The following is a 24,574-nucleotide window of genomic DNA, read 5'->3' on the forward strand; positions in this document are numbered from 1 at the left end:
CATAAGCAGCTAATTATTTGGTATATTAAAATTGATAAACCAACATTAATCCTCCTTTATAAAGAATCCATTCTCCACTTTTATTGAATTTTTTAGCGTCATCATAACGCGTTTGATTACTAATTCTATATCCTTTATAATAAGCTTGACTTGAGCCACCTCCTAAAAACAACTCTAAATTCCATTTTTTGTAAAATTCAAAAGTGTAACCGACAGTCATTCCGTACATTATATTATAGCCTTTTTGATAAAAATCGGTAGACCAATAATTATATTTTTGCATGGTATAACTACTTCCCCCAACATGTGTACCCAGAAAGAATCCTTTATTGAAAGATTGCGTATAATATCTAAATTCAGGAAAAAACATGATAAATTTTTGAGGAGCATGGTTAAAAGATTCCCAAAAAGAAGCAGTTGCATCCACTTGAAAGGAAGTCTTACTTCCTATCTTAATTTCGTAACTAAAATTAGGAATACCTAGTAATGCAGAAGCAATATTTCCTTTAATCTTGTTCTGACTATTTAAGGTTAAAATTGTAAATAGTAAGAAAAAAAAGAGTATGAAAATCTTTTTTATTTTGACTTTTAGATCCATGAGCCATACTCTTTTTAATTCGTAAATGATTTATTTTTTATATTCTTTCACAGCATCCACAAAGGCTTTCGCATGATCCACCGGAATATTTGGCAAAATGCCATGGCCTAAGTTTACTACATAATTGTCTTTTCCAAATTCATCTATCATTTCATGCACCATTTTCTTAATCACAGGAATTGGAGATAATAATCGAGAAGGGTCAAAATTACCTTGTAACGTTTTCTTTCCACCAGTTAAATATCTTGCATTTCTTGGAGAACACGTCCAATCTACTCCAATAGCAGCTGCTTTGGATTTTGACATATCGTTTAAAGCAAACCAACATCCTTTACCAAATACAATCACTTTAGTTTCATCGGATAAAGCCTCTACAATTTGATTAATATATTGCCATGAGAATTCAGTGTAATCTGCTGGTGAAAGCATCCCGCCCCAAGAATCAAAAACTTGAACTGCATTTACACCATGCTTTACTTTTTCTTTTAAATAGAGAATTGTAGTATCTGTAATTTTTTGTAGTAATTGATGTGCCGCAACAGGGTTTGAAAAACAAAAACCTTTGGCTTTATCAAAACTTTTGGAACCTTTTCCTTCTACTGCATAACAGAAAATAGTCCAAGGAGAACCTGCAAAACCGATTAACGGAACTTCATTGTCTAACTTTTCGCGAGTCATGTCTATGGCATCCATAACATAACCCAACGTTTCATTAATATCTGGGATAAAAACATGATCTACATCACTCGCTCTACGAATTGGATTTGGTAAAACAGGACCAATATTATCTTGTAATTCTACTTGTATTCCCATTGCCTGTGGCACCACTAAAATATCTGAAAATAAAATAGCAGCATCCGGTTTTATAATTCGAATTGGTTGCACCGTAATCTCTGATGCTAATTCAGGAGTTTTACAACGGGTAAAGAAGTCATATTTTTCTTTGATAGCCATAAACTCTGGTAAATACCTACCTGCTTGACGCATCATCCAAACAGGTGGACGCTCCACAGTTTCATTATTTAAAGCTTTTAAAAACAAATCGTTTTTTATCATTATTTTTTATTTTTTTAAAGAATTTGGTCTATTTTGGTTCTAAAGAATCTATTTAAGTTAGGAATTATAATACTGTATTACCTCTTCGATTACACTTTCGACGGTAGGCTCATTAGCAATAATAATTTTATCCGTATCAATATAAGTACTGTTTTTTTCTAAGCTTTGAGCGGTAGTATTTCCAATACAAAAACAAATTTGATTCTGAATGGTGTTTTTTTCCAAAAAACTTTCTACTGCAGAAGGACTAAAAAACAATATGGCTGCTGTTTCTAAAACAATTCGTTTGGGTTGTAAAATTGTTTTATAGGTGGTAATTTCTTCTAATCGAATTTTGTTATCTAAAAGCTTTTTTGGTAAAATCTCTTTACGTAAACTTCCAGAGAAAAAAGTAAATGTTTTTTGAAAGTACTTTTCACAAATGGTTTCGGCTAGAGTATTGGCATCTTTTTCATGACTTACTACACGAAATCCGTTTGTTTCCAATAGTTTTTTTGTTTTTTCACCTACACAAAAACAATCTTTATCTTTTAAATTACCAATATTTTTATTTTTTAAAACGCTCTTAACAGCATTTTTACTCGTAAAAATAAGGCATTCATTTATTGTATTTGCTACAAATTTTAGCCATTTGATTTTGATAAAGTTGACATGAATGAGTGCAAATTTTTTTTTATCAAATAAAGCAAGTTGTTTTTTGTTAAGTTCTTTTGTACTTAAAATAACCATTTATATTTTTTTATTTCTCAAATCATATTCTTCTTGACCCATACAGTAATTTTCGATGTCTTTGTTGTTTCCATAAACCACTAAAATATCATCTTCTTTCACAATAGTTTCTGGATTGGGTCTTCCAATAGATTCTTTCACTATTGTTTTTTTTCCGATTAAGTTGCGTTTTTCTTTCTTACGAATGATAGTGACTAATGTTAAACTATACTTGTCTACAGAGTCTAATTCGCCTAAAGTTTTCCCATAAAATTCTTTTTTAGCACGTACTTCAGAAATTGTAAAATTGTTATCCAATTGGTAATTTTCTAAAGTAGATTTAAAATTAATTTGTTTGGTTAAACGATCTGCAGAATCTTGTTCTGGATGAATGATACTGTAAATACCCATGGCTTCCAAAACCGTATCGTGTATGGGCGATAGCGCTCTACTGATGATTTTTACATTACTTAATTTTTTAATAATCGCAGTAGTTATAATCGCAGCACCTTCATTCTCACCTATGGCTACAACGACTTTGTCTGAATCTTTTAAAGGAACAGCATCGTAGGCTAATTCATTAGTGGAATCCATACAAATGGCATGTGAAATTTTATCTTTTACTAAATTCACTTTATCCATTTGTTTGTCTATTCCAATTACTTCATTACCTGTTTCTGTCAAACTTAAAGCGAGTGACATTCCAAAATTTCCAAGTCCAAAAACAATTATTTTCATTTGAAATTTTTTTAGTTAATCAAAATATTTTCTTTGGGATACTCATAAAATTGATGGTTCATTTGTCTAAGTAAACCAATCATTAAATTGAGCATTCCTATTCGTCCTATAAACATTACCGCAATAATCACATATTTACTAGGTTCCGATAAGGTAGGTGTAAAATTTAAACTTAAACCTACGGTACTGTATGCCGAGAAACATTCAAAAACAACCGTTAATACAGGAGTGTCTTTGGGTTCAAAAATGAGCAAAGCCATAATAGCCACACCAATTACAATTAATGAAATACATAAAATGGCAAAGGCTCTAGAGGTAGATTCACTTGTAATTCTTCTGCCAAAAATTTGAATTCTACTTTTTCCTTTTGCAACCGCAAATATATTTAAAGTGGCTAAAGCAAAAGTACTTGTTTTAACACCACCTCCAGTGGATGCAGGTGACGCTCCAATCCACATTAAAAAAATGATAAATAATAAAGAAGGAACCGTCATACTCGTATAATCCACTACATTAAAACCAGCTGTTCTAGGAGTTACTGAACTAAAAGCCGCATTAGTAATTTTACCAAAAACCGTTGGATGTTCTAGCAAGGTATTGTTGTATTCAGATATAAATAAAAACACCCAACCCCCAAATAAAAGAATGATAGTGGTGTAAATAACAATTTTAGTATTTAAAGTAATTACAGGAACTTGTTTGTGAATCAATTTTTTATCAAATAATTCTAAAACATACGTTTTCAGATAGCGGTAAAAATTAAAAATAATATTATGTCCCAATCCTCCAAAAACAATAAGTATCATAATTATCCATTGGAAATAATAATGAAAACGAATACTTTCGTCATATAATCCATTGGAAAAAATGGAAAAGCCAGCATTACAAAAGGCTGAAATAGAGTGAAATAATGAAAAGAATAATTTATTTGTTATGGCATAATTATTCGCAATGGAAGAATAAATAAATAAGGCTCCAATAATCTCTATACTAACCGTAAAAATAACCACATTTAAAGCAGCTCTAAATACATCTTTTAAGCCTTCTTGAGCAATAAAGTCTTTGGTATTTAGTCCTTCTTTAAACGACGAACTACCTCTAAAGAAAAAAGCAAAGAAGGAAGTAAAAGTTAAGATACCAATTCCACCAAGTTGAATCAACACTAAAATAATAGATTGACCAACAGTCGTAAAATCAACTCCTGTATCCACTACCGCTAAACCAGTAACACAAACAGCACTAGTTGCTGTAAATAATGCATTGGTAAAACTTATTCCATTAGTTGTGGCACTGGGCAGCATTAATAAAAAAGCGCCTGACAAGGCTAATATTAAAAAACTACCTACGAATACAATAGCTGGATTGAAATAAATGTCATAAATATGACGTACCAAGACCAGTAATCGAAGAAGGAAATACATAATTAAACCACCTTCTAAAACAGGTTTGATTTTTTGTAAAATATAGTGGTAACTAAAATCGGTATTTAAAATCGCAATAATTAAAGATATAGCTAGTAAAAGTGAAATGATAATCATGTTCACTAAGGCCACCTTTTTATTACTTTTATACTTATAAATAAAGAATTTAAAAGTATTAAAGACTAACAATAGAATGGTCAGAATGATTAATCCTATAACATGCGGGCTGTTGAAATTCTCTGCAAAGTCATAGCCAAAATCAAAGACTATAAAAAGCAGGACAATAATATCAAAAAACCGATAAATATAATTGAGTAATGATTCTCTTTCCATTTTTAGCAGTGATTTATTTCACTTTCAATTGAGAACGAAGTTGTTGCATTAAAACGGCTCCTCCTTGTTCTAAAATAGTTTCCGCACAATTTTTTCCAAAAGATTTATAATCAGCAAAATTACAACTTTTTTTGATGTAATGTTTTTCTTTTCCGTCTAAAGAAAACAAGACACCTTCAAATGAAATGGAATCCTTTTCTATAGTTGCTAGCGCACCTATTGGAGCAGTGCAACCTCCTTCTAAAGTTTTCAAAAAGTTTCTTTCAATTGCGGTACAAATTTCAGTTTCTTTATGATTTAAATGCTGCAAAGCTTCTCTTGCAAAAGTATCTTCTTCCATCGCTACCACTACCATTGCACCTTGAGCAGGAGCAGGAATCATCCAATCTAAATTGATAAAGGTTTCTGGTTTTAAATTAATTCGTTCTAAACCAGCTGCTGCAAAAATTGCACCATTCCAGGAATGATCATGTAATTTTTGCATTCTCGTATTCACATTTCCTCTTAAATCTTCAACTATATGAGTCGGATATTTATGAAGCCATTGGGCTTTTCTTCTTAAACTTCCAGTTGCAATAATTCCTTCGGTATCTAAAAAGTTTAAATTTCCTTTGTGAACCAATATATCTAAAGTGTTCGCTCTTTCTAAAACCGCTGCTTGAACAATTCCTTTGGGTAAACTTGTGGGAACATCTTTCATGGAATGAACGGCAATATCTATTTCGCCTTTTAACATAGCAACATCAAGAGTTTTGGTAAAAATTCCTGTAATTCCTAATTCATATAAAGGTTTGTCTAAGATAAGATCACCAGTAGATTTTACGGCAATAATTTCTGTGCTATATCCTAATGTGTTGAGCTTATTTTGAACAGTATGTGCTTGCCAAAGAGCCAATTCACTATCACGGGTACCAATGCGTATTGTTTTTTTCAAAAGAAGTAATTTATGGGTTTAATCGGAAGACTTTCTCAATCCATTCAATACTTTCATCCACCATGGTGTTTTCATGTTTCAAATGATTCGCAAAATGTGTAGTAATTTTTTGAATGATGCGATTGCTAATAATTTCAGCTTGTTCTTCATTGAAATTATCCATTTTTTTTCTTTGATAATTTAATTCCGAATTCTTAATATCTGCTAATTTTTCTTTTAAGGAATGAATGGTGGGAGCAAACTTGCGTGCTTTGGACCAATTTATGAATTCTTCTACAATTTCATTTATAATTTTTTCTGCAGCTGGAATATGGGCTTTCCTTTTTTCAATAGTTTCATCTGTAACCTGTGATAAATAATCCAAGTGAACCAAAGAGACACCCTCTATGTCCGTAACATTTTCATTTACATTTTTTGGAATAGATAAATCTAGAATAAGCAAAGGTTTTTTTAGATTTAAAATTTTAGCATCAATGGTTGGGTTTTGGGCACCTGTTGCGACTACTAAAACATCAGATTTTTGAATTTCTAACTGTAAATCTGCATAATCTTTTACTAGTAAATTAAATTTACCCGCAATTTTTTCTGCTTTTTCTTTGGTTCTGTTTATGAGAACAATATGGTCGTTTTTAGTGTGTTTTACTAAATTTTCACATGTATTTCTACCAATTTTACCTGTTCCAAAAAGCAAAATATTTTTGGAACCAATATCGGTAATTGTATTCATAATATATTGAACAGAAGCAAATGAAACAGAAGTAGCACCTGAACTAATTTGGGTTTCATTCTTTACTCTTTTACTAGCTTGAATAACGGCATTTACTAGACGTTCTATATAACTATTTCCTAACCCATTTTTTTTACTTTCGGTAAACCCAATTTTTATTTGTGAAATAATTTCAAAATCCCCTAAAATTTGACTATCCAAACCAGTTCCTACTCGAAATAAATGCGTTATGGCTTCTTTATTTTTATATACGTAAGCTATTTTTTGAAAATCTTCAACAGTTCCTAAACTATTATCACAAAGTAATTTGATAAGCTGAAAAGGATGTTCTGCAAAGCCATAAATTTCTGTTCGATTACAAGTAGAAATTACAAATAAACTTTCAATATGTTCTTCTTTGGCTTGTTTTAATAAATCAATTCTAGTTTTTTCATTTAAACTAAATTTACCTCTCATTTCGGCATCTGCTTTTTTATAGCTGAGACCAATTGCGTAAAAACTAGTGTGTTTGACTCCTGTAAAGTTCTCCATAAAATTCTACTTCCCTTATAGAAAAACAAAATTAGTATAGAAGTGTTTTTAAAAATAACGCTCAAAGGACTTTTTGTGTCGATTGCAGATTTTTTGTAAAATTTATGATTTGTTTTTAGTATTTACGCTATTTTTGTAGTAAAATTGGTTCACGAGAACTTTTTTATTTATAACCAATCTAAATAAGTTCAAATTTTAAATTGGCTTTAATAACTCAAAAAACAACGCTATGAGTTCATTTGAAGAAATAAAAATTGAGACAGACTTTACACTATTGCGTTTTCAAAACGATTCAGATAATATGGAACGTATTGAAAAACAAGTAAAAACAGGTTTGATTCAATTTCACTTTAATGTTAAAGGAAAAGCAAAATTTATTTTTAATCAAGGTACTTATGCTTTGGATTTGAATGAAGAAAAGTCATTACTGCTTTATAATCCTCAAAAGGAATTACCACTGCATCTTGAAGTAAGTCCGAAATCGTGGATTATATCCATGCTTATTTCTATTAAAAAATTTCATGCTTTATTTTCTAACGAAGCTGATGTAATTCCTTTCTTAAGTAAAGAAAATTTAGATAAAAAATATTACGGAGAAGAAGACATAAGCCCGTCCATGGCTATTGTACTCAATCAAATTTTCCATTACAATCAAAATTCGTCTATTAAGAACTTGTATCTCAAAGGGAAAGGGTACGAACTAATGAGTTTGTATTTCAATCAAAATGAGGACCCCAATGCCGAACACTGCCCTTTTTTAATTGACGAAGAAAATGTCTTAAAAATAAAGAAAGCAAAAGAGATTGTTATAAACAACATGGCTGAACCTCCAGGTTTGCAAGAGTTGGCTGACCAAGTTGGGTTAACTTTAAAAAAGTTAAAAGTAGGTTTTAAACAAATCTATGGTGATAGTGTATACAGCTTTTTATTTGATTATAAAATGGAATATGCTCGAAAGATGCTCGATTCAGGTTCTTATAATGTAAATGAAGTAGGGTTAAAAGTTGGATACAGCACTTCCAGTCATTTTATAGCCGCTTTTAAAAAGAAATTTGGGATTACACCTAAAAAATATTTGATGAATTTAAACCTTAATGTGTAATTGTTGTATCATCGATTTACATAATATTGAAATAGAAATAAAAACTAACCTTGAGAGAAATATAAAACTGACTTTATCTATTTTTACTCAAGTTAATAATCATAGAAATCCAAGTTATAACCATGAAGAAAGGCGTATTATTAGTGAATTTAGGTTCCCCTGATAGTCCAACCCCAAAGGATGTAAAACCTTATTTAGATGAATTTTTAATGGATAAATACGTAATAGACGTTCCTTTTTTATTACGTGCTTTATTAGTTAGAGGTATCATTTTACAAACCCGACCTAAAAAATCGGCTGCAGCTTACCAAAAAATTTGGTGGGAAGAAGGTTCTCCTTTAATTGTGCTTTCCAAAAGAATGAAAGCTAAGGTAGAACAAAATGTAAGTATACCTGTTGCTTTAGCGATGCGATATGGAAACCCAAGTATTGAAAGTGGTTTGCAAGAGTTAAGCGATAAGGGTGTTACGGAAGTTTTGTTGTTTCCTTTGTATCCACAACATGCAATGGCTTCAACGGTAACCATTTTGGTTTTGGCAGAAGAAATTCGTAAAAAGAAATTTCCGCATATGAATTTTACGATTGTTCCTGCTTTCTATAATCAAAAAGATTATATCAGGGATTTATCTAATCTCATCAAAAAACATTTAGAAGGATTTGATTACGATCATTTACTGTTCTCCTATCATGGTATTCCAGAACGTCATATTCGCAAAACAGATATTACAAAAAGCCATTGTAAAATAGACGGTAGTTGTTGCCATACTCCATCACCAGCTCACGAATTTTGCTACCGTCATCAATGTTATGAAACCACAAAACAAGTTGTCGAATTTCTTGGTATTGAAGAAGGAAAATACAGCCAAACTTTTCAGTCTCGATTAGCAGGAGATAAATGGCTAACACCTTACACCGATGTTGAAATTAATAAAATGCCAGAAAAAGGGATTAAAAAATTAGCAGTGGTAACTCCTGCGTTTGTTTCGGATTGTTTAGAGACTTTGGAAGAAATTGCTATGGAAGCTAATCATGAATTTAAAGCACATGGTGGTGAAGAATTTAAGGCAATTCCGTGTTTAAATGATGATGACGATTGGTGTAAGACTTTGAGCCGTTGGATTGATCAATGGGCCTTTCAATCGGAAGAACAAAATGTGTAATGGCAGTATCATCAACAGAATTAGGCACATTACCTATTAAAGAACTACTGATAAAACAATCAGTACCTGCTTCTATAGGCATCTTGTTTATGTCTGTTAATATACTTATTGATACTATTTTTGTAGGGCAATGGATAGGATCGCTTGCAATAGCTGCTGTTTCTGTCGTTTTGCCCATAACTTTTTTAATTTCCTCCTTAGGAATGGCTTTAGGAATAGGAGGAAGTTCCATTATTTCTAGAGCCTTAGGAGCAGAAAACAGAGAAAAGGCACTACAAACTTTTGGAAACCAAATTGTACTTACTTTAGGATTGGCTATATTGGCAGTGCTAATTGGTTTATTGTATTCTGAAGAAGTACTTCTTTTATTTGGTGCCAATGGTGAAATCATGCAACCAGCCATGGATTTTTTTATTCCGGTTTTATATGGAGTACCTTTTTTAGCTTTATGTATGATGGGAAATACGGTTATTCGAGCTGAAGGAAAACCAAAATTTGCCATGATTGCCATGATTATTCCTGCTTTTGGCAATATTATTTTAGATGTCATTTTTATAAAATTTTTAAATTTAGGTATGTTTGGTGCTGCACTAGCCACCTCTTTGTCCTATTTCATGTGTTTTGTTTTTATCTTTTGGTTTTTTATTTTCAAAAGTGAATTGCGCTTGCAAATGCATCATTATGTGCTTCAAATTAAGATAGTTTCTGAAATAACTTCACTCGGGTTTGTTACTTTTGCAAGACAAGGTGTTGTAGCTATTTTATCGATTATTTTAAATCATACGTTGTATATTCATGGAGGAGAAATTTCAGTTGCCATTTATGGCATTATAAGTCGAATGTTGATGTTTGCTCTTTTTCCTATTTTAGGAGTAACACAAGGGTTTTTACCAGTTGCAGGATATAATTATGGAGCCAAAAATTATCTAAGAGTGAACGAAACCATTTCTAAATCTATAAAATGGGCGGCCGGTTTAGCCACCGTAATTTTCATTGTAATACTAGTTTTAGCGGAACCCATCGTTGCTATTTTTTCTAAAGATGCCACGATTATCAAAGAAACACCAAGTGCTTTGCGATTGGTTTTTGCAGCTTCCCCTATCATAGCGATACAATTAATTGGAGCAGCTTACTTTCAAGCCGCTGGAAAAGCAATTCCTGCTTTATTGTTAACTTTAACCAAGCAAGGATTTTTTCTCATTCCATTAATTTTAGTTTTACCAAATTATTATGGTATTTTTGGAGTATGGATTGCCTTTCCCATTGCAGATATTTTATCTACTTTAGTCACAGGTTTTTTTTTAAAAAGAGAAATGAATAGAAAATTAACGTACGTTCAAGATGGAATATAATTACATTAAAGCTTTACATCTCATATTTGTGATTACTTGGTTTGCTGGACTATTTTATATCGTTCGTTTGTTTGTATACCATGCAGAAGCCAAGCAAAAACCACAACCAGAACAAGATATTTTAATTCAACAATACCAATTAATGCAATACCGACTTTGGTATATCATTACATGGCCAAGTGCAGTTTTAGCTAGTTTTTTTGCTTTTTGGATGCTTTTTTTTACAGAATCTGGAAAATTTTGGTTAACCCAACCTTGGATGCATGTAAAACTGGCATTTGTTTTGTTACTTTATTTGTATCATGGAAAATGCCATCAATTTTTTAAACAATTACAAAAAGATGAAGTAAAGCATAGCTCCAATTTTTTTAGAATTTGGAATGAAGGGGCTACCATTATTTTATTTGCTATCGTTTTTTTAGTTATTTTAAAAAGCGCCATCAATTGGATTTATGGTGTGGTCGGGATTTTTATTTTTTCCATTTTAATTATGCTAGGTTTTAAGTTTTATAAAAGGATACGAGAAAAAAACAAATAATGTACGCACTCTTCAATATTAAACATATTTCTCTACGGTTAAGAATTTTTATTTCAATGATATTCTTAACGCTTATTGCTTCTATATTAATTGCTTTTGTATCGTATTATCAATTTAAAAAAGAAGCAAGGGAATATCATCAAGATCGGTTAGAACGTAAAGAAAATGCCATTATTGAAAACATCAATTATATTTTAAATAACACGAGTTTTCCTCTAACAACAGAAAACATTCAATATATCTTTAAAGAGAAGATTCATGAAATTGCGGATATTCATAGTTTAGAGATTAATTTTTTTGACCTGCAAGGGAATTTAATTATTTCTTCCAAGCCTGTTTTTAAGATGGATAGCATACGACCAGAAATAAATGCTTCCACACTTAAAATTTTGCAAGGAACCATAGATAAACGCTATGTTGAATTTAAGAAAATAGATGGATTGCCTTATCGTTCTTCTTACTGTTATATTAAAGATAATAAATTTAAACCTCTGGCGATTTTAAATTTGCCTTATGAAGAAGATACCGAATTCTATGATAATGAAATCAAGAATTTTTTGATACGTTTTGGACAAGTGTATTTTGTGATGTTATTGATTTCTATTTTCTTGTCCTATTTTTTATCCAGTTATATTACAAAATCTTTAAAAATTATATCTGATAAAATTCAAGAGACCAATTTCAATCAGCAAAATCAGAAGATTGAATTAGATGAAGGTAGTAAAGAGATCAATTTGTTGATTGAATCCTATAATAACATGGTGGATAAATTAGAGGATAGTGCAACCAAATTAGCACAAAGTGAAAGAGAGCAAGCATGGAGAGAAATGGCAAAACAAGTGGCACATGAAATTAAAAATCCGTTAACGCCCATGCGATTAACGGTACAAAGTTATCAAAGACGATTTGATTTAAATGATCCAAAGGCTAAAGAAAAATTAGATGATTTTGCGAAAATTTTAATTCAGCAAATAGATACGATGAGTTCGGTTGCTAGTGCCTTTTCTAATTTTGCTTCGATGCCAGCCCAACAAAATGAAACCTTAGATGTGGTTAAGGTGGTTCAATTGGCTTTGGATATCTTTAATGAAGATTTTATCCGTTTTTCTTATTCGGAAGAAGAAATTATAGCCAGTTTGGATCGAACGCAATTGATACGTGTGATTACGAATTTGGTTAAAAATGCCATTCAAGCGATTCCTGAAAATCAAGAAAATAAAGATATTTTTGTACGTGTCTTTAGAAAAGACAATCATGCGATTATTACAGTGAAAGACAATGGTAAAGGCGTTTCGGAACTAAATAAAGCGCGTATTTTTGAACCTAAATTTACCACAAAATCGAGTGGAATGGGACTTGGTTTAGCCATTATAAAAAACATCATTGAAAATTATAATGGAACCATTACTTTTGAAAGTGAAGAAGGTAAAGGAACTGAATTTACAGTCTCTTTTCCCATAACAGCGGAACAAGAAATAATTTAAAAACATACATAAAACAATCAAACTAAAATGGAAAATATTTTAATTGACAAATTAGACCAAATTGCTATTATTACCATTAACAGACCTGAAAAATTAAACGCTTTAAACAAAGCTACAATTTTAGAATTGCATGAAGCTTTTCATTCGTTAAATAAAGATGCAACAGTAAAAGTAATTATTTTAACAGGAAGTGGAGAAAAAGCTTTTGTTGCTGGAGCAGACATTTCTGAATTTGCCAATTTCTCAGTAGAGGATGGTGGAAAATTAGCAGCTAAAGGACAAGAATTATTGTTTGATTTTGTGCAAAATTTAACAACACCTGTTATTGCTGCGGTAAATGGTTTTGCATTAGGTGGAGGATTAGAATTGGCCATGGCTTGTCATTTTAGAATTGCTTCAACGAATGCAAAAATGGGTCTACCAGAAGTGACTTTAGGAGTTATTCCTGGTTATGGAGGAACACAAAGATTGGCACAATTAGTAGGAAAAGGAAGAGCAATGGAAATGATTATGACTGCTGGAATGATTGATGCTTCTGCGGCCTTACATTATGGATTAGTAAATCATGTAGTGGAACAAGCTGAATTACTCTCTTTTGCCAAAGAAATTGCTGCAAAAATTACTAAAAACTCCAGTACTGCAATCGCAAAGGCTATTGAAGCTATTAATGCAAATTTTGTAGACGGTACCAACGGATATCAAGTAGAAATTGAAAACTTTGGAGCTTGTTTCGGTACGGATGATTTTAAAGAAGGAACAACTGCTTTCTTAGAAAAAAGAAAAGCGAATTTTAAATAAAAAAGACATTAAAAAAGCGGTTCAAATTGGAATCGCTTTTTTATTCTAATTATTTTTCGCCTTCCCATTCGGCATAAAATTGAGCTAAAAACTGTTCCATAAATCGGTGTCTTTCTGCTGCTATTTTTTTCCCCGTTTTGGTATTCATTTTATCTTTTAAAAGCAATAGTTTTTCGTAGAAATGATTTATAGTAGGCGCATTACTTTTCTTATATTCTTCTTTAGTCATGTTGAGATTGGGTTGAATTTCAGGGTTATAAAGCGTTCTGTTTTTAAAACCGCCATAATTAAAGGTTCTCGCGATTCCAATAGCACCTAAAGCATCCAATCGATCCGCATCTTGTACGATTTCTAATTCTTTGGAAGTATATGTTTTTTCAAAATTTCCTCCTTTAAAAGAAATATTTTCAATAATAGCAACTACTGCGTCTATAGTATCTACAGCAACATTTTGGCTCACCAAAAAATCACGAGCTATTTTAGGTCCGATGGTTTCATCTCCATAATGAAATTTACTATCTGCAATGTCATGTAGTAAAGCACCTAACTTTACAATTTCCAGATTGCAGTTTTCTTCTTTTGCCAATAGGAGCGCATTTTTGTACACTCTTTCAATATGAAACCAATCATGACCTCCTTCAGCCTGTTGCAATTGTTTTTTTACAAAAAGTATGGTCGTATCTATTACTGTCATTTTTATATAGAAAAATTCCAAATTCTATTCATTACTAATGGAATTTGGAATTTTATTTTTAGAATTTAAAGAATTATTTTACTAAAGCAGGTTGTACCCATTTGAAGACATGACCTGTTTCTGGGATTACTAATCTTTCAGAAACACGAGCCATTCTTGCTGGTAATTTCATTAAGAAATCTCTTGCTTTTTCAGCTTCGTCTGTTAGGTTAGTAATTTTATCAATTTGCCATTTGTCAATTAACTTTTGCATGATGTCAACATAGTCATGTGCGGTATACACGCCTATTCGTTGGGCAGCATCTGAAAATTGTTCGAAAGCCGTACTTATTTTTTGTCCGGATTCTCTTAAAAAATGAGCAGGCATTGTAATTTTATGTTTCATCATGTGTTGGAAAGCCAACATCATTTCACTTGGATCTACTTCAAATATTTTGTTTACAAAAGTACTATAGGCTTGATGGTGACGCATTTCATCACCTGCGATTAAACGACACATTTTGGACAACTTATTATCACCAAATTTCTTAGCCATTTGAGCCACTCGATTATGCGAAATGTAAGTGGCTAATTCTTGAAAACTGGTATATACAAAATTCTTGTATGGGTCATTACTGGTACCAATATCAAAACCATCATTGATTAGATGTTGGGTTGTCATTTCTACTTCACGCATATCAACACGTCCTGATAAGTATAAGTACTTATTTAAAGTATCTCCATGACGGTTTTCTTCACCCGTCCATTGTCTAATCCATTTACTCCAACCATTTCCACCGTTTTCTTGATCAACACCTTCTACTTGGGTTAACCAAGATTCATAAGTAGGTAGAGCTTCTTCTGTGATAGTATCTCCAACTAAAACTACCCAAAAATCATAAGGTAATTCTTTTGCAATTTCTCGTAACTCCGTAACTTCATCAAAAAATTTTTCATTTTGTGAATTGGGTAATAAATCAGTAGGTTGCCAAATTTTTTCAACTGGAATTAAAAATTCTTCCACAAAGGAATCAATTTTTTTTTCCAAAAACTGCATTACTTCTAAGCGAACATTTTTTAGGGACATTTTTTTATTTTTTAATATGATCTGTTATTACTTTTTCCGTTTTTTCAAAAATTTCTTCGAAAGTATAATCCGAAATTTTTAGAGGTTCGTGAATTTGGAAATCCAATCGGTTTCCAAGTCCTAAAGGGAAAGCTCCGTATCTAGCTAATTTCCATGAATTATTAATAGTCACAGGAACAAAATAGGCATCGGGTGCAAATTTGTAAAGCATTTTTAAACCATTTACAGAGAAAGGTTTTGGTTCCCCTTTTTTTGCACGTGTTCCTTCTGGAAATATAACGACAGAATAGTTGTTTTTATTGATAAATTCTGCACATTTTTTTATTTCTGCTAAGGCTTGTTTTCCATCTTTTCTATCAATTAATGCAGAACCACCGTGTTTTAAGTTGTAAGAAACACTCGGAATTCCTTTTCCTAATTCTTTTTTACTAATAAATTTTGGATGCCAAGCTCTTAAGAACCAAATAAAAGGAGGAATATCATACAAACTTTGATGATTGGAAATAATAATTAAAGGTTGCTTTTTAGGTAATTTTTCTCTGCCTTGAAAATTATAAGTGGTTCCTAATAAATGAGTGGTTCGTACTAAAAATAAATTAAGAATAGCCACACTCCATCGATGCGCATTATAGCCAAATACATTTAAACAAACCCATTGGATGAGGTGAAACACACACAACCAAAATAAAAATAGTATATAATATACAATAGAAATGGGATAAGAAAGAATCTTTTGCATAACAGAATAGACTTTTTAACAAAGGTACTATATAAAACAAAAAAACCATCAGTAAAAGATGGTTTTCCTGTAATTTTGTTTTTTAGAATTAACAGTATTCGTTGTAAGCGTCTTTTAAATTTTCTGCAATTAATTCTGCAGGACGACCTTCAATGTGATGGCGTTCTAACATGTGCACTAATTCTCCATTTTTAAATAAAGCCATACTTGGTGAAGAAGGAGGAAAAGGAAACATTTCTTCTCTTGCTGCATCAACAGCTTCTTTATCAACACCAGCAAAAACTGTAATTAAATTAGAAGGTTTTTTAGCACCATCTAAACTCATTTTAGCACCTGGACGTGCATTTCTAGCTGCACAACCACAAACAGAATTCACTACTACTAACGTAGTTCCTTCTTTTTGAATTTCATTTTTAACATCTGCTGCAGTATATAATTCTTTAAAACCAGCTTCAGAAAGTTCTGCGCGCATTGGTTTTACCATTTCTTCTGGATACATATTCTTTGTATTTTAATTAATGTTGCAAAGTTACAAAGATTAAACAATTGAATATCTAATTAAATCATAAAGATTTGTTATCGTGTACTACAAAAATGATTATACTAAAATCTTTAGTTTAATTTGTTTTAACGAAGTTTCTAGAGAATTTTTCACCGTCACTTGTTTCTAAGGTTAAAATATAAATACCTTCTTTTAAATCACTAATTTTAATTTTAGTAGCTATTTCGGTGGGTTTTTTTACCAATGCCCCATGTATTGCATAAATTGCAATTGATTTTATATTTCTGTTTTCTATATTACGTATTGTGATAAAATCACTACTGGGGTTTGGGTATAATTCAAATGCAGAGCTTTCTAGACTTGGTGTGCTTAGTGGAGAAGAGCCTTCAATTACAGTTAAAGCCTGATCAATATTAGGATTATCAATAACATCTACAACTCCAGACGGCCATTTAACAACTACTTGATTAATACTTGTTTCGGAGCCAATTCCAAAATGAGCATTCATAGTACTTTGATGACTAAAACCATGTCCACTTCTAATTTCTCTAATTTGTTTTCCCCAATTTCCATAAATTTCAACTCTAGCGCCAATACCGTTTTGATTGCTCACTAATCCTTGAAGATTAATTTTTACCCAATGATTCGCATTGGGGACATTATAAAAAACATTACTAGCAAATTGTATATCTAGAAAACCATCGTTATTTAAATCTCCTATTCCTCCTTCGCTAAAAACCATATCATAGCCCGTAAACGTTAAATCACCATTGTTTAAATATAATTCTTTTCCATTTTGCCATAGAAAATCAATCCAACCATCATTATTGAAATCGGCAGCTTGTATTTCCCATGATCCTACTTGTGGATCAATTCCTGTTGAAGCATAAATATCGGTGAAAGTTCCATCTCCATTATTTAAATAAAATTTATTAGTATCAGAAATATTAGAAAGTATAAAATCCATATCTCCATCATTATCAAAATCTTCGATAGCAGTTGACCAAGACTGTGATCCATCATTAATTCCAGCAATTGCTCCAGATTCGGTAAAAGTGCCGTCTCCATTATTTTTATACAATAAATTAATTCTTTGCGAATCACCAACGGGTGCGCCACCACGACATTTAGCCAAATACATATCCATATCACCATCATTATCATAATCAGACCACATGGATTGATAATTTCCGCCTACTGGTAAGGTTTCCATCAAAGAAATATCAAACACAAGATCACCAGAGCCCATATTTCTATAAGCATGGCTCTGTGCAACATCATGACAAGCCCAAAGATCTAAATTTCCATCATTATTGATATCAATAAAATTAGTTCTTTGTGTAAAAATATTTTGAGAGTAAGGTACTTCGGTATAATTGCTACCGGTTGCATCTGCTCTAACTATTGTTAACCTACTTCCGCTTCCAAACACTAAATCATTATAACCATTTTTATCATAATCACCAGCAGCAATGCTCCAAGTAGGTGTTGCAGTTAAGCCAGGCAAAGAAATAGTAGAAGTAGTAAAACCGCCACCAATATTTTGTTTTAAAATAGTCATAGCATTTGAACTTACAGTAACAATATCATCCAAATAATCGCCATTCATGTCCACTACACAACAAATGGTTGCGCTGGAAGGGATTGTTTGTTGAGTAAAACTTACTGGTGGGGCTACATAAGGAACTTCAGATAATTGAAAATCAAAACCTGAAGCACTCCATCGATTATCAAAAGCAATATAATAAGTGGTTCCTGGAGTAGTATTAAAACTTACTCTTGACAGGTAGGAATTGGTATTCCCATTATTGCATTGGATAATCCCAGAATCATCATCACCCGTTACACAAATTAAGTTGGAACAGTCGCCTGAATAAATATGAACTCGAGTATCTTTACAAATATTAATAGCTAAGTCAGTAGTAACCGTAACTGTAAAACTATCAGTAGCGACATATTTATACCATTCACCCGCACTTGCATTATTATTAATACAGCTTTGAGGAATTTGTGTGCCGTTTATTTGACCTACTGTGTAGGTTCCAGCTGTTACTGTGGGTGCTGAGGCACAATCATCTTGTGCAAATGAGTGAAAGCACAAGCTTAATAAAAAGAATAAGGTAGTTTTTTTCATAATTTGGTTTTTATTTAGTATGTTTTTATTAGCGACATTCTGGTAAAGTGTTAATCCAAGATCGAATTAATTCGACACCTTCTTCATGTACTAAAGTACGTCCAATGTAAGGCATCATAAGACTTTCTTCAGTAGAGCTTATTCTTTGTATCATTTCAGATTGATCAGCATTCCCTCCATTTATTACATAAGGTCCGTTTGTAATACTAAATAAAGGAGTCATACACACACCGAAAGTATTCAAGTCTGTATTGCTATAATTCAACCTTAAATCTACATAATCACAATGACCACCAGTCCTATGACAATGACCACAATTAATATCAATATAAGAGCGTACTCTTTTTTCTAAAGTTTCATTTGTATTTTGCCAATTAATAGTTGTATTTGAAGGAGTAGGAGTACTAGGATCTAAAAATCCGACACTTTTCCATTTGATTAATTGGTTGACAGTTTCATTACCATAATTATAAGCAAGGTTTAAGTTTTGTGGTTTTACTCCAATAGGTATGGTAATCTCACCATTTTCTTCTTGATTTGGATTAATTTTATGGCAAGTAACACATTCTGTTTGAGAAGGAATTTTGTAAGTTGTACTTTTTGGTATACCATTTTCAGACCATTCAACGGGAATAAATACACCTTGTTCAACGGTATCTAGATTGGCTTCGGTTTGTGCATCATTCCAGATGTAATCATACGCTTTCCAACCATCTGTTTTTCGAATCAAAAGTCTTGTTTCAATAATTTTTTGAGTATTATTTGGCAGTACATTATCGTAATAGAATGTCTTTATCAAAACAGATCCTATTGGAAATTCTAACGTATTATCATCGCCATTGTAGGTAGCTTGTGTGTTTTTTGGCATCCAAACAAATCTTTTTTTGTGTGCGTAATCCGAAAACAAACTACTGGCTGGTTCATAAGGTAAAACATCTAAAGAAGGCGATTGGTTTTTTAATAATCCAGTAAAAAAATGATATTCCGATAATTTACTGTAAGGTACTTGAGATAAAGTAACGGTTACGGGTGAAACTTCTGGTGTGGGTATTTCTGTGTAATTTGTGTCATCATCACTACAAGAAAATTGGAATACCAAGCACACCATCAGACCTAAGGTCAGATAGTATTTTTTAATCATGTTAGTAAATTTAGTTTTTTTAGTTGTAAAACAAATATAACTAAATTAATGCAAATATCTTATAAATAGATAATTACCTCGGGTTTATGGTATTAATCGAGAAAGAAGCGCTTTTAGAAAAGGGGTTTTAGGACAGTTCCAAATGACTTGTAAATCTTCAAGAAGAGTAGTTTCTTCATCTAAAAATTTGAAGATTAAAGTTGGATTGTCTGTTTGAAATAAATCGGAAAATAATTGCGCACCAATTTCATTATTTTGGTACAAAACATCTATAAATAATAAGTCGTAGTACCAAAATTTATCTTTAGTTAGTTCTTTTTGATTACTAAAATCAATTTCCTTTTTTTGTAGGAGTTGGACTAAATTTTTAGTTTTTTTATAGGCTTTTTTAAAAGTATAACCCGTGCTGGCTTTTGTCCAACCACCTGCAGAACCAATATGAATAATAGTATTTGTGTTTTGTTTCCAAAAAGGGAAGCTAGTCATAGGAATATTACCCTGTTCTTTTTCAAGAATTTCATATTCTGTTATACCTATTTTTTGAATATAGTTTTTAATTTCTTGCTCATATTCTTCTTTTTGAAGAAGCTCTTTTGAGAATAAAGTATATTCTAACAAAGCTTCGTGTTTTGAAAACGGAAGCAAATACATGAAACGGGTATTTTTATTTTGTGCTACTGAAAAATCCATAAAAGTGGCTGTCTCAGAATCAAAAACAGGTTCTTTGGATTTGATAAACCAGCCTATAAAATGTTGTTGTAGTAAAGGATATTTTTTTTGTGAAGTTACAACTTCAGCATTAAATATAGAATTGAATAAAATATCTGAATAAAAAGCATTACTTTTTGTAGTTACTTTACATTGCTTTCCAAGATCTTCAAAATATAGCACTTCATCCTTAAGAAAAGTAATGTTAGGATTCTGTTGAATTAAGTTAAAAACATACTGATATAGGTCAATCCCTTTTATCATTTTATAGGTATAGGGATTAATAGACCATTTTTTATTTTCAGAAGCGGTAATGAACGCAATTTTTTCCCATTTTTTAGAGACAATTGTGTCAAAAAGATGGGTTTCATCCCAAAAACACCATGTTCTGTCATTGGTTTTTTTAGTGTCTTTGTCAATTAGAAGAATGGTCTTATCCCTAAAATAAGGAGACAGACTCATTTCATAAACCGTTAATAGTGCAGCTAAACCTGTGCCAGAAAATATATAATTGTAGTGTTTCACCTTCCAAAGATATTGAATTTAAGGTTTTATTTTTGGTCAAACAAACGTTAAACCTACTCTTAAATAGACTTTTAATTGAGAAATGCGTTATTTTTGAACTGTAAAGTGATATGTTATGTTTAAAGAATATGATAAAGCTTGGGCTAAATACCAAGAGCGGTTGTCTCTTTTGCCAATTCCTATAACTTCATGGGAGTTTTACCAATTACCAAGAGCAGAACAAAGAGAGTTTAATGAAATTCAAAAGCATTGGTCACAAAAAGTTGATTTTGCTAAAGTTAAAAAAGACAAGAACCGTACAGTTATTGTAACGGATTGTGATTTTAAAATTGTTTTTGCCACAAGTAATGTTATCCAAATGAATGGGTATCATTATAAAGAAATTATGGGCAATTCTCCAAAAATGTTTCAAGGAAGCGAAACTTCATTAGATACAACATTAAAAATAAGAAAAGCGATTGGTAATCGTGAACCCTTTAAAGCGATTGTTTTAAATTACAAGAAAAATGGAGAGACCTATTTTTGTGAAATTGAAGCGTATCCAAAATTTAATACTGATGGTACTTTTTTAAACTATATTGCTTTTGAAAAAGCAGCTTAGTTTAAAGAATATCGCATTCCTAAAAACAAACGAATTCCTTGATTCGGTGCGTACACATAACTTGGATCAAAAGTTAATGCGTAAGGATTGTTTGCTGTTGCCATAGGATTACCATTTGCATCAAAAACGACTTCTTTATCAAATGGATCATTAGCTCGTGCAATTAAAAACTGATTTTTTTTATTAGGTGTCCAATTTAATAGGTTTTTAGCTCCTAGATACCATTCGAAATTCTTTATATTTTTGTAGGTAAATTGAATGTTTTGGATACTCCAAAAAGGAGAATATTCGCTTCTTGGATCTAAATCTCCTAAAAGCGGTAATCGCATCGGGCCATAAATATTTCCAGTGTAATCGAGCGTTGCATTCCATTTAGCGAGAGTGTAAGAAATACCCCAAGTAGCACTAAATTTCTCAGTTAAAATAGGAGTTGATACTACAGCATCTCTTTTATTTTTAGAATTTAATAAGGTAAACCCTGTCATTGTCTTTAGACCAAATGGGAAAAGAAATTCTACATTTCCAGTGATACCAAAAGTTTTCGAATATCCCTTTAAATTTTCATAAATAATTTGGTTGGCATTGGTATCATAATCTGGAATGATTTGGTTTTTAAAATGAGTATACCAACTAGAAAATTCTACTATTGATTGAATGTTTTCTCCAATTTGTCCTTTTTTTAAGTAATTAAAATTGATGTTGTAGGATTTTTCGGGATTTAGATTTTCTTTAATAATAACCTCCCGAGAACCTGTTAAAGCTGCATGTTCTTCTGTAAACAAATTAACCACTCTAAAACCAGTTCCTGCATTTATTCTAAAAATATCATTTTTTGTAGGTTTCCATCGATAGGCTATTCTTGGTGTAAAGATGAAACCATGAATCGAATGATAATCCAATCTGGAACCAAGAAGGACATGATTTCTTTCGGATAATTTTATTTCGTCTTGAACGAAGACACTACTAATCTTATTTTTCTCTGGTGCTTTAGTTGCTGTGGTGTTATCATTATAAAACTGATATCGGTACGCCATTCCTGCCAAAAAATCGTGATTTGTTCTTTTTATATCCCATGTAAGTTGACCATAAGCTATTTCTTGTTTTGCTTCAAAAAGGGTTGTTCCATACACGGAATTTTGATGGTGATTCGTATAAGATAAGGAGCTTGTAACATTTTCTACAAAGGGCAGTTCATATTTACCTAGCAATTCATATCGTTTCGTGTAAATGCTTTCTCCATATACTTGATCACCACCTCTGTAACTCTTGTTCCATTGCATTTCACCACCCCATCGGTCTTCATAAAAGAAACGACCTGCAATTGAAATTTCTTTTTCGCTTTTTCTATCCCAACTCAATTTGTTAAAAACCGAAATTCGTTCTTGTAGGGTAACATCCGTAAAATTATCCTGATTGTTATCTACAGGGTTATTGTAATTGAAATAATTCAACCCTAATAAAGCATGCACTTTTTTACCTAAGTTGTATTTTGCACCTAAATCAAGATTGTTTTCTAACCAAGAGGTACTGAAAAAATCCACATAAAGTAATGGTGCAGTAGTTGGACTTTTAGTAATAATATTGATTAATCCACCAACGGCTTCGCTTCCATATAATGAAGAAGCTGGGCCTTTTACAATTTCGATTCTTTCAATTAAAGAGTTAGGAATACCAGATAAGCCATAAACTGTTGAAAGTCCGCTTACTATAGGCATCCCGTCAATCGTGACCATAGTGTAAGGCCCTTCTAAACCGTTAATATGAATATCGCCCGTATTGCAAATATTGCAGTTCAGTTGGGGTCTTACACCATTTACATTTTGTAAGGCTTCAAAGATATTGGGTGTTGGATTTTTTTTCAAAAAAGTTGCCGTGTACACTTCTACTGGAACTGGTGTTTCCAATCGGGATACGGCTTTGAGAGTTCCTGTAACGACAACTTCATCTAAACTTTGGTTTTCTTCCAGAACAACGTCTAATAATATTGAACTATTATTTTCTACCCTAACTGTTTTCTTTTTTGTTCTATATCCAATGAATGAAAAATGAATGGTATAACTGCCATTAGGTATGTCTTCTAAAGCATATGCTCCATTTTCATTGGCATTTACACCTTTACTAAGTTCCGGTATAGAAACAGAAGCAAATGCTAAAGGATCTTTTTTATCGGTTATTTTGCCCTTAATAGTGGTTTGAGCAAAAGCTACAATATTTAAAGTTAAAAAGAAAAGAACTATTTTTTTCAAAACAATAAAAATTAAATTTTGACAAAACTAAAAATATTTTTTACAATAACAGAATATAATTGTTATATTTGATTAAATTTTATTTTATAATGACGATTTCTGAAGAAAATTATTTAAAAGTGATTTATCATTTATCATTGGTTTCTCCAAAAGGTGTTAATACAAATGCAATAGCTGGAATGTTAGATACTAAGGCTTCTTCCGTAACAGATATGCTCAAGAAATTAGCAGAGAAAGATGTGGTAACCTATAAAAAATACCAAGGTGTATCTTTAACGAATAATGGTTTGTTACAAGCCAAAAAAATTGTAAGAAGACATCGTTTATGGGAAGTTTTTTTAGTTGAAAAATTACAATTTACTTGGGATGAAGTGCATGAAATTGCGGAAGAATTAGAACATATAAAATCCGAAAAATTGATTAATAGTTTAGACGCTTATTTAGATTTTCCTGCCTTTGATCCACATGGTGATCCTATACCAAATGAAAAAGGTGAAATAAAAAAACAAGAAAAACAATTACTTTCAGAAATGCCAACAGGAGTAGTTTGTAAATGTGTAGGTGTCAAAGATTCTTCGGCCGATTTTTTGCAATATTTAGACAAACAAAAGATTACTTTAGGTTCGGAAATTAAAATTTTAGAAAAAGAAACTTTTGATGAATTAATCAAGGTTGAGGTAGATGGGAAGGAAGTAATTCTTTCCAATAAAATAGCTGTTAATTTATATGTGCAATAAT

General features: G+C 31.7%; 23 protein-coding genes. 8 read left to right on the top strand and 15 right to left on the bottom strand.

Annotated elements, in window-relative coordinates; genetic code table 11:
* Positions 1–25: 25 nt before the first annotated feature.
* From NHF47_RS03075 to hemA, 7 genes are read right to left on the bottom strand one after another with little or no spacing between them, the layout of a single operon-like run.
* Positions 26–598, bottom strand: coding sequence for a DUF3575 domain-containing protein (locus tag NHF47_RS03075; protein ID WP_252763554.1), 573 nt, complete (start codon positions 596–598; stop codon positions 26–28).
* Positions 599–628: 30 nt separating this feature from the next.
* A complete protein-coding gene (gene hemE, locus NHF47_RS03080) occupies positions 629–1,654 on the bottom strand; it encodes a uroporphyrinogen decarboxylase (RefSeq protein WP_252763555.1) in 1,026 nt (341 codons plus the stop codon).
* A 57-nt stretch (positions 1,655–1,711) separates the two neighbouring features.
* Positions 1,712–2,383 carry a uroporphyrinogen-III synthase gene (locus tag NHF47_RS03085; RefSeq protein WP_252763556.1) on the bottom strand — a complete coding sequence of 224 codons (672 nt, stop codon included), beginning with the start codon at positions 2,381–2,383 and terminating at the stop codon, positions 1,712–1,714.
* Complete coding sequence (locus tag NHF47_RS03090; RefSeq protein ID WP_252763557.1) at positions 2,384–3,100, bottom strand: TrkA family potassium uptake protein; 717 nt, start codon at positions 3,098–3,100, stop codon at positions 2,384–2,386.
* Between the two features lie 11 nt (positions 3,101–3,111).
* On the bottom strand, positions 3,112–4,854 hold the full coding sequence (locus NHF47_RS03095) for a TrkH family potassium uptake protein (RefSeq protein ID WP_252763558.1): 1,743 nt from the start codon (positions 4,852–4,854) through the stop codon (positions 3,112–3,114).
* A 13-nt stretch (positions 4,855–4,867) separates the two neighbouring features.
* A complete protein-coding gene (gene hemC, locus NHF47_RS03100; RefSeq protein ID WP_252763559.1) occupies positions 4,868–5,788 on the bottom strand; it encodes a hydroxymethylbilane synthase in 921 nt (306 codons plus the stop codon).
* Positions 5,789–5,798: 10 nt separating this feature from the next.
* Positions 5,799–7,046 carry a glutamyl-tRNA reductase gene (gene hemA, locus NHF47_RS03105; protein ID WP_252763560.1) on the bottom strand — a complete coding sequence of 416 codons (1,248 nt, stop codon included), beginning with the start codon at positions 7,044–7,046 and terminating at the stop codon, positions 5,799–5,801.
* A gap of 229 nt (positions 7,047–7,275) precedes the next feature.
* On the opposite strand from hemA, the gene NHF47_RS03110 reads away from it, so the two are divergent.
* The 6 genes from NHF47_RS03110 to NHF47_RS03135 all read left to right on the top strand — a co-directional run bounded on the left by NHF47_RS03110 (position 7,276) and on the right by NHF47_RS03135 (position 13,480).
* Positions 7,276–8,148, top strand: a complete 873-nt coding sequence (locus NHF47_RS03110; protein ID WP_252763561.1) for a helix-turn-helix transcriptional regulator — start codon at positions 7,276–7,278, stop codon at positions 8,146–8,148.
* Positions 8,149–8,270: 122 nt separating this feature from the next.
* On the top strand, positions 8,271–9,308 hold the full coding sequence (hemH, locus tag NHF47_RS03115) for a ferrochelatase (protein ID WP_252763562.1): 1,038 nt from the start codon (positions 8,271–8,273) through the stop codon (positions 9,306–9,308).
* Positions 9,308–10,660, top strand: coding sequence for an MATE family efflux transporter (locus NHF47_RS03120; protein WP_252763563.1), 1,353 nt, complete (start codon positions 9,308–9,310; stop codon positions 10,658–10,660). Before hemH ends, NHF47_RS03120 begins: the two co-directional genes overlap by 1 nt.
* On the top strand, positions 10,650–11,198 hold the full coding sequence (locus NHF47_RS03125) for a CopD family protein (RefSeq protein WP_252763564.1): 549 nt from the start codon (positions 10,650–10,652) through the stop codon (positions 11,196–11,198). The genes NHF47_RS03120 and NHF47_RS03125 overlap by 11 nt, the downstream gene beginning before the upstream one ends.
* A gap of 56 nt (positions 11,199–11,254) precedes the next feature.
* A complete protein-coding gene (locus tag NHF47_RS03130) occupies positions 11,255–12,682 on the top strand; it encodes a PAS domain-containing sensor histidine kinase (RefSeq protein ID WP_252763565.1) in 1,428 nt (475 codons plus the stop codon).
* Between the two features lie 27 nt (positions 12,683–12,709).
* Positions 12,710–13,480: an enoyl-CoA hydratase/isomerase family protein gene (locus tag NHF47_RS03135; protein ID WP_252763566.1), complete on the top strand. Its 771-nt coding sequence runs from the start codon at positions 12,710–12,712 to the stop codon at positions 13,478–13,480.
* A gap of 49 nt (positions 13,481–13,529) precedes the next feature.
* Here NHF47_RS03135 and NHF47_RS03140 read toward each other — a convergent pair whose 3' ends face one another.
* The 7 genes from NHF47_RS03140 to NHF47_RS03170 form a co-directional block, all read right to left on the bottom strand.
* Entirely contained in the window at positions 13,530–14,174 is a 645-nt protein-coding gene (locus NHF47_RS03140; protein ID WP_252763567.1) for an HD domain-containing protein, read from the bottom strand.
* A gap of 73 nt (positions 14,175–14,247) precedes the next feature.
* Entirely contained in the window at positions 14,248–15,240 is a 993-nt protein-coding gene (locus tag NHF47_RS03145) for an acyl-ACP desaturase (RefSeq protein WP_252763568.1), read from the bottom strand.
* 4 nt (positions 15,241–15,244) lie between these two features.
* Positions 15,245–15,979: a 1-acyl-sn-glycerol-3-phosphate acyltransferase gene (locus NHF47_RS03150; protein WP_252763569.1), complete on the bottom strand. Its 735-nt coding sequence runs from the start codon at positions 15,977–15,979 to the stop codon at positions 15,245–15,247.
* Between the two features lie 88 nt (positions 15,980–16,067).
* The gene (locus tag NHF47_RS03155) at positions 16,068–16,478 is read right to left on the bottom strand and encodes a BrxA/BrxB family bacilliredoxin (protein WP_140997914.1); all 411 of its coding nucleotides are present in this window, start codon (positions 16,476–16,478) and stop codon (positions 16,068–16,070) included.
* Between the two features lie 118 nt (positions 16,479–16,596).
* Entirely contained in the window at positions 16,597–18,615 is a 2,019-nt protein-coding gene (locus NHF47_RS03160; protein ID WP_252763570.1) for an FG-GAP-like repeat-containing protein, read from the bottom strand.
* 28 nt (positions 18,616–18,643) lie between these two features.
* Positions 18,644–19,756 carry a hypothetical protein gene (locus NHF47_RS03165; protein ID WP_252763571.1) on the bottom strand — a complete coding sequence of 371 codons (1,113 nt, stop codon included), beginning with the start codon at positions 19,754–19,756 and terminating at the stop codon, positions 18,644–18,646.
* Positions 19,757–19,840: 84 nt separating this feature from the next.
* Positions 19,841–20,989: a lycopene cyclase family protein gene (locus NHF47_RS03170; protein WP_252763572.1), complete on the bottom strand. Its 1,149-nt coding sequence runs from the start codon at positions 20,987–20,989 to the stop codon at positions 19,841–19,843.
* Positions 20,990–21,104: 115 nt separating this feature from the next.
* On the opposite strand from NHF47_RS03170, the gene NHF47_RS03175 reads away from it, so the two are divergent.
* Positions 21,105–21,590, top strand: a complete 486-nt coding sequence (locus tag NHF47_RS03175; RefSeq protein WP_252763573.1) for a PAS domain-containing protein — start codon at positions 21,105–21,107, stop codon at positions 21,588–21,590.
* On the opposite strand, the gene NHF47_RS03180 is transcribed toward NHF47_RS03175, so the two are convergent.
* Positions 21,587–23,836 carry a TonB-dependent receptor gene (locus tag NHF47_RS03180; protein WP_252763574.1) on the bottom strand — a complete coding sequence of 750 codons (2,250 nt, stop codon included), beginning with the start codon at positions 23,834–23,836 and terminating at the stop codon, positions 21,587–21,589. The two genes, NHF47_RS03175 and NHF47_RS03180, sit on opposite strands and share 4 nt — an antisense overlap.
* Positions 23,837–23,925: 89 nt before the next feature.
* Between NHF47_RS03180 and NHF47_RS03185 the strand changes: the two genes are divergently transcribed.
* Positions 23,926–24,573, top strand: a complete 648-nt coding sequence (locus NHF47_RS03185) for a metal-dependent transcriptional regulator (RefSeq protein WP_252763575.1) — start codon at positions 23,926–23,928, stop codon at positions 24,571–24,573.
* Position 24,574 lies beyond the last annotated feature (1 nt).

The sequence above is a fragment of the Flavobacterium sp. NRK F7 genome, from assembly GCF_024054195.1.
Lineage (GTDB): Bacteria > Bacteroidota > Bacteroidia > Flavobacteriales > Flavobacteriaceae > Flavobacterium.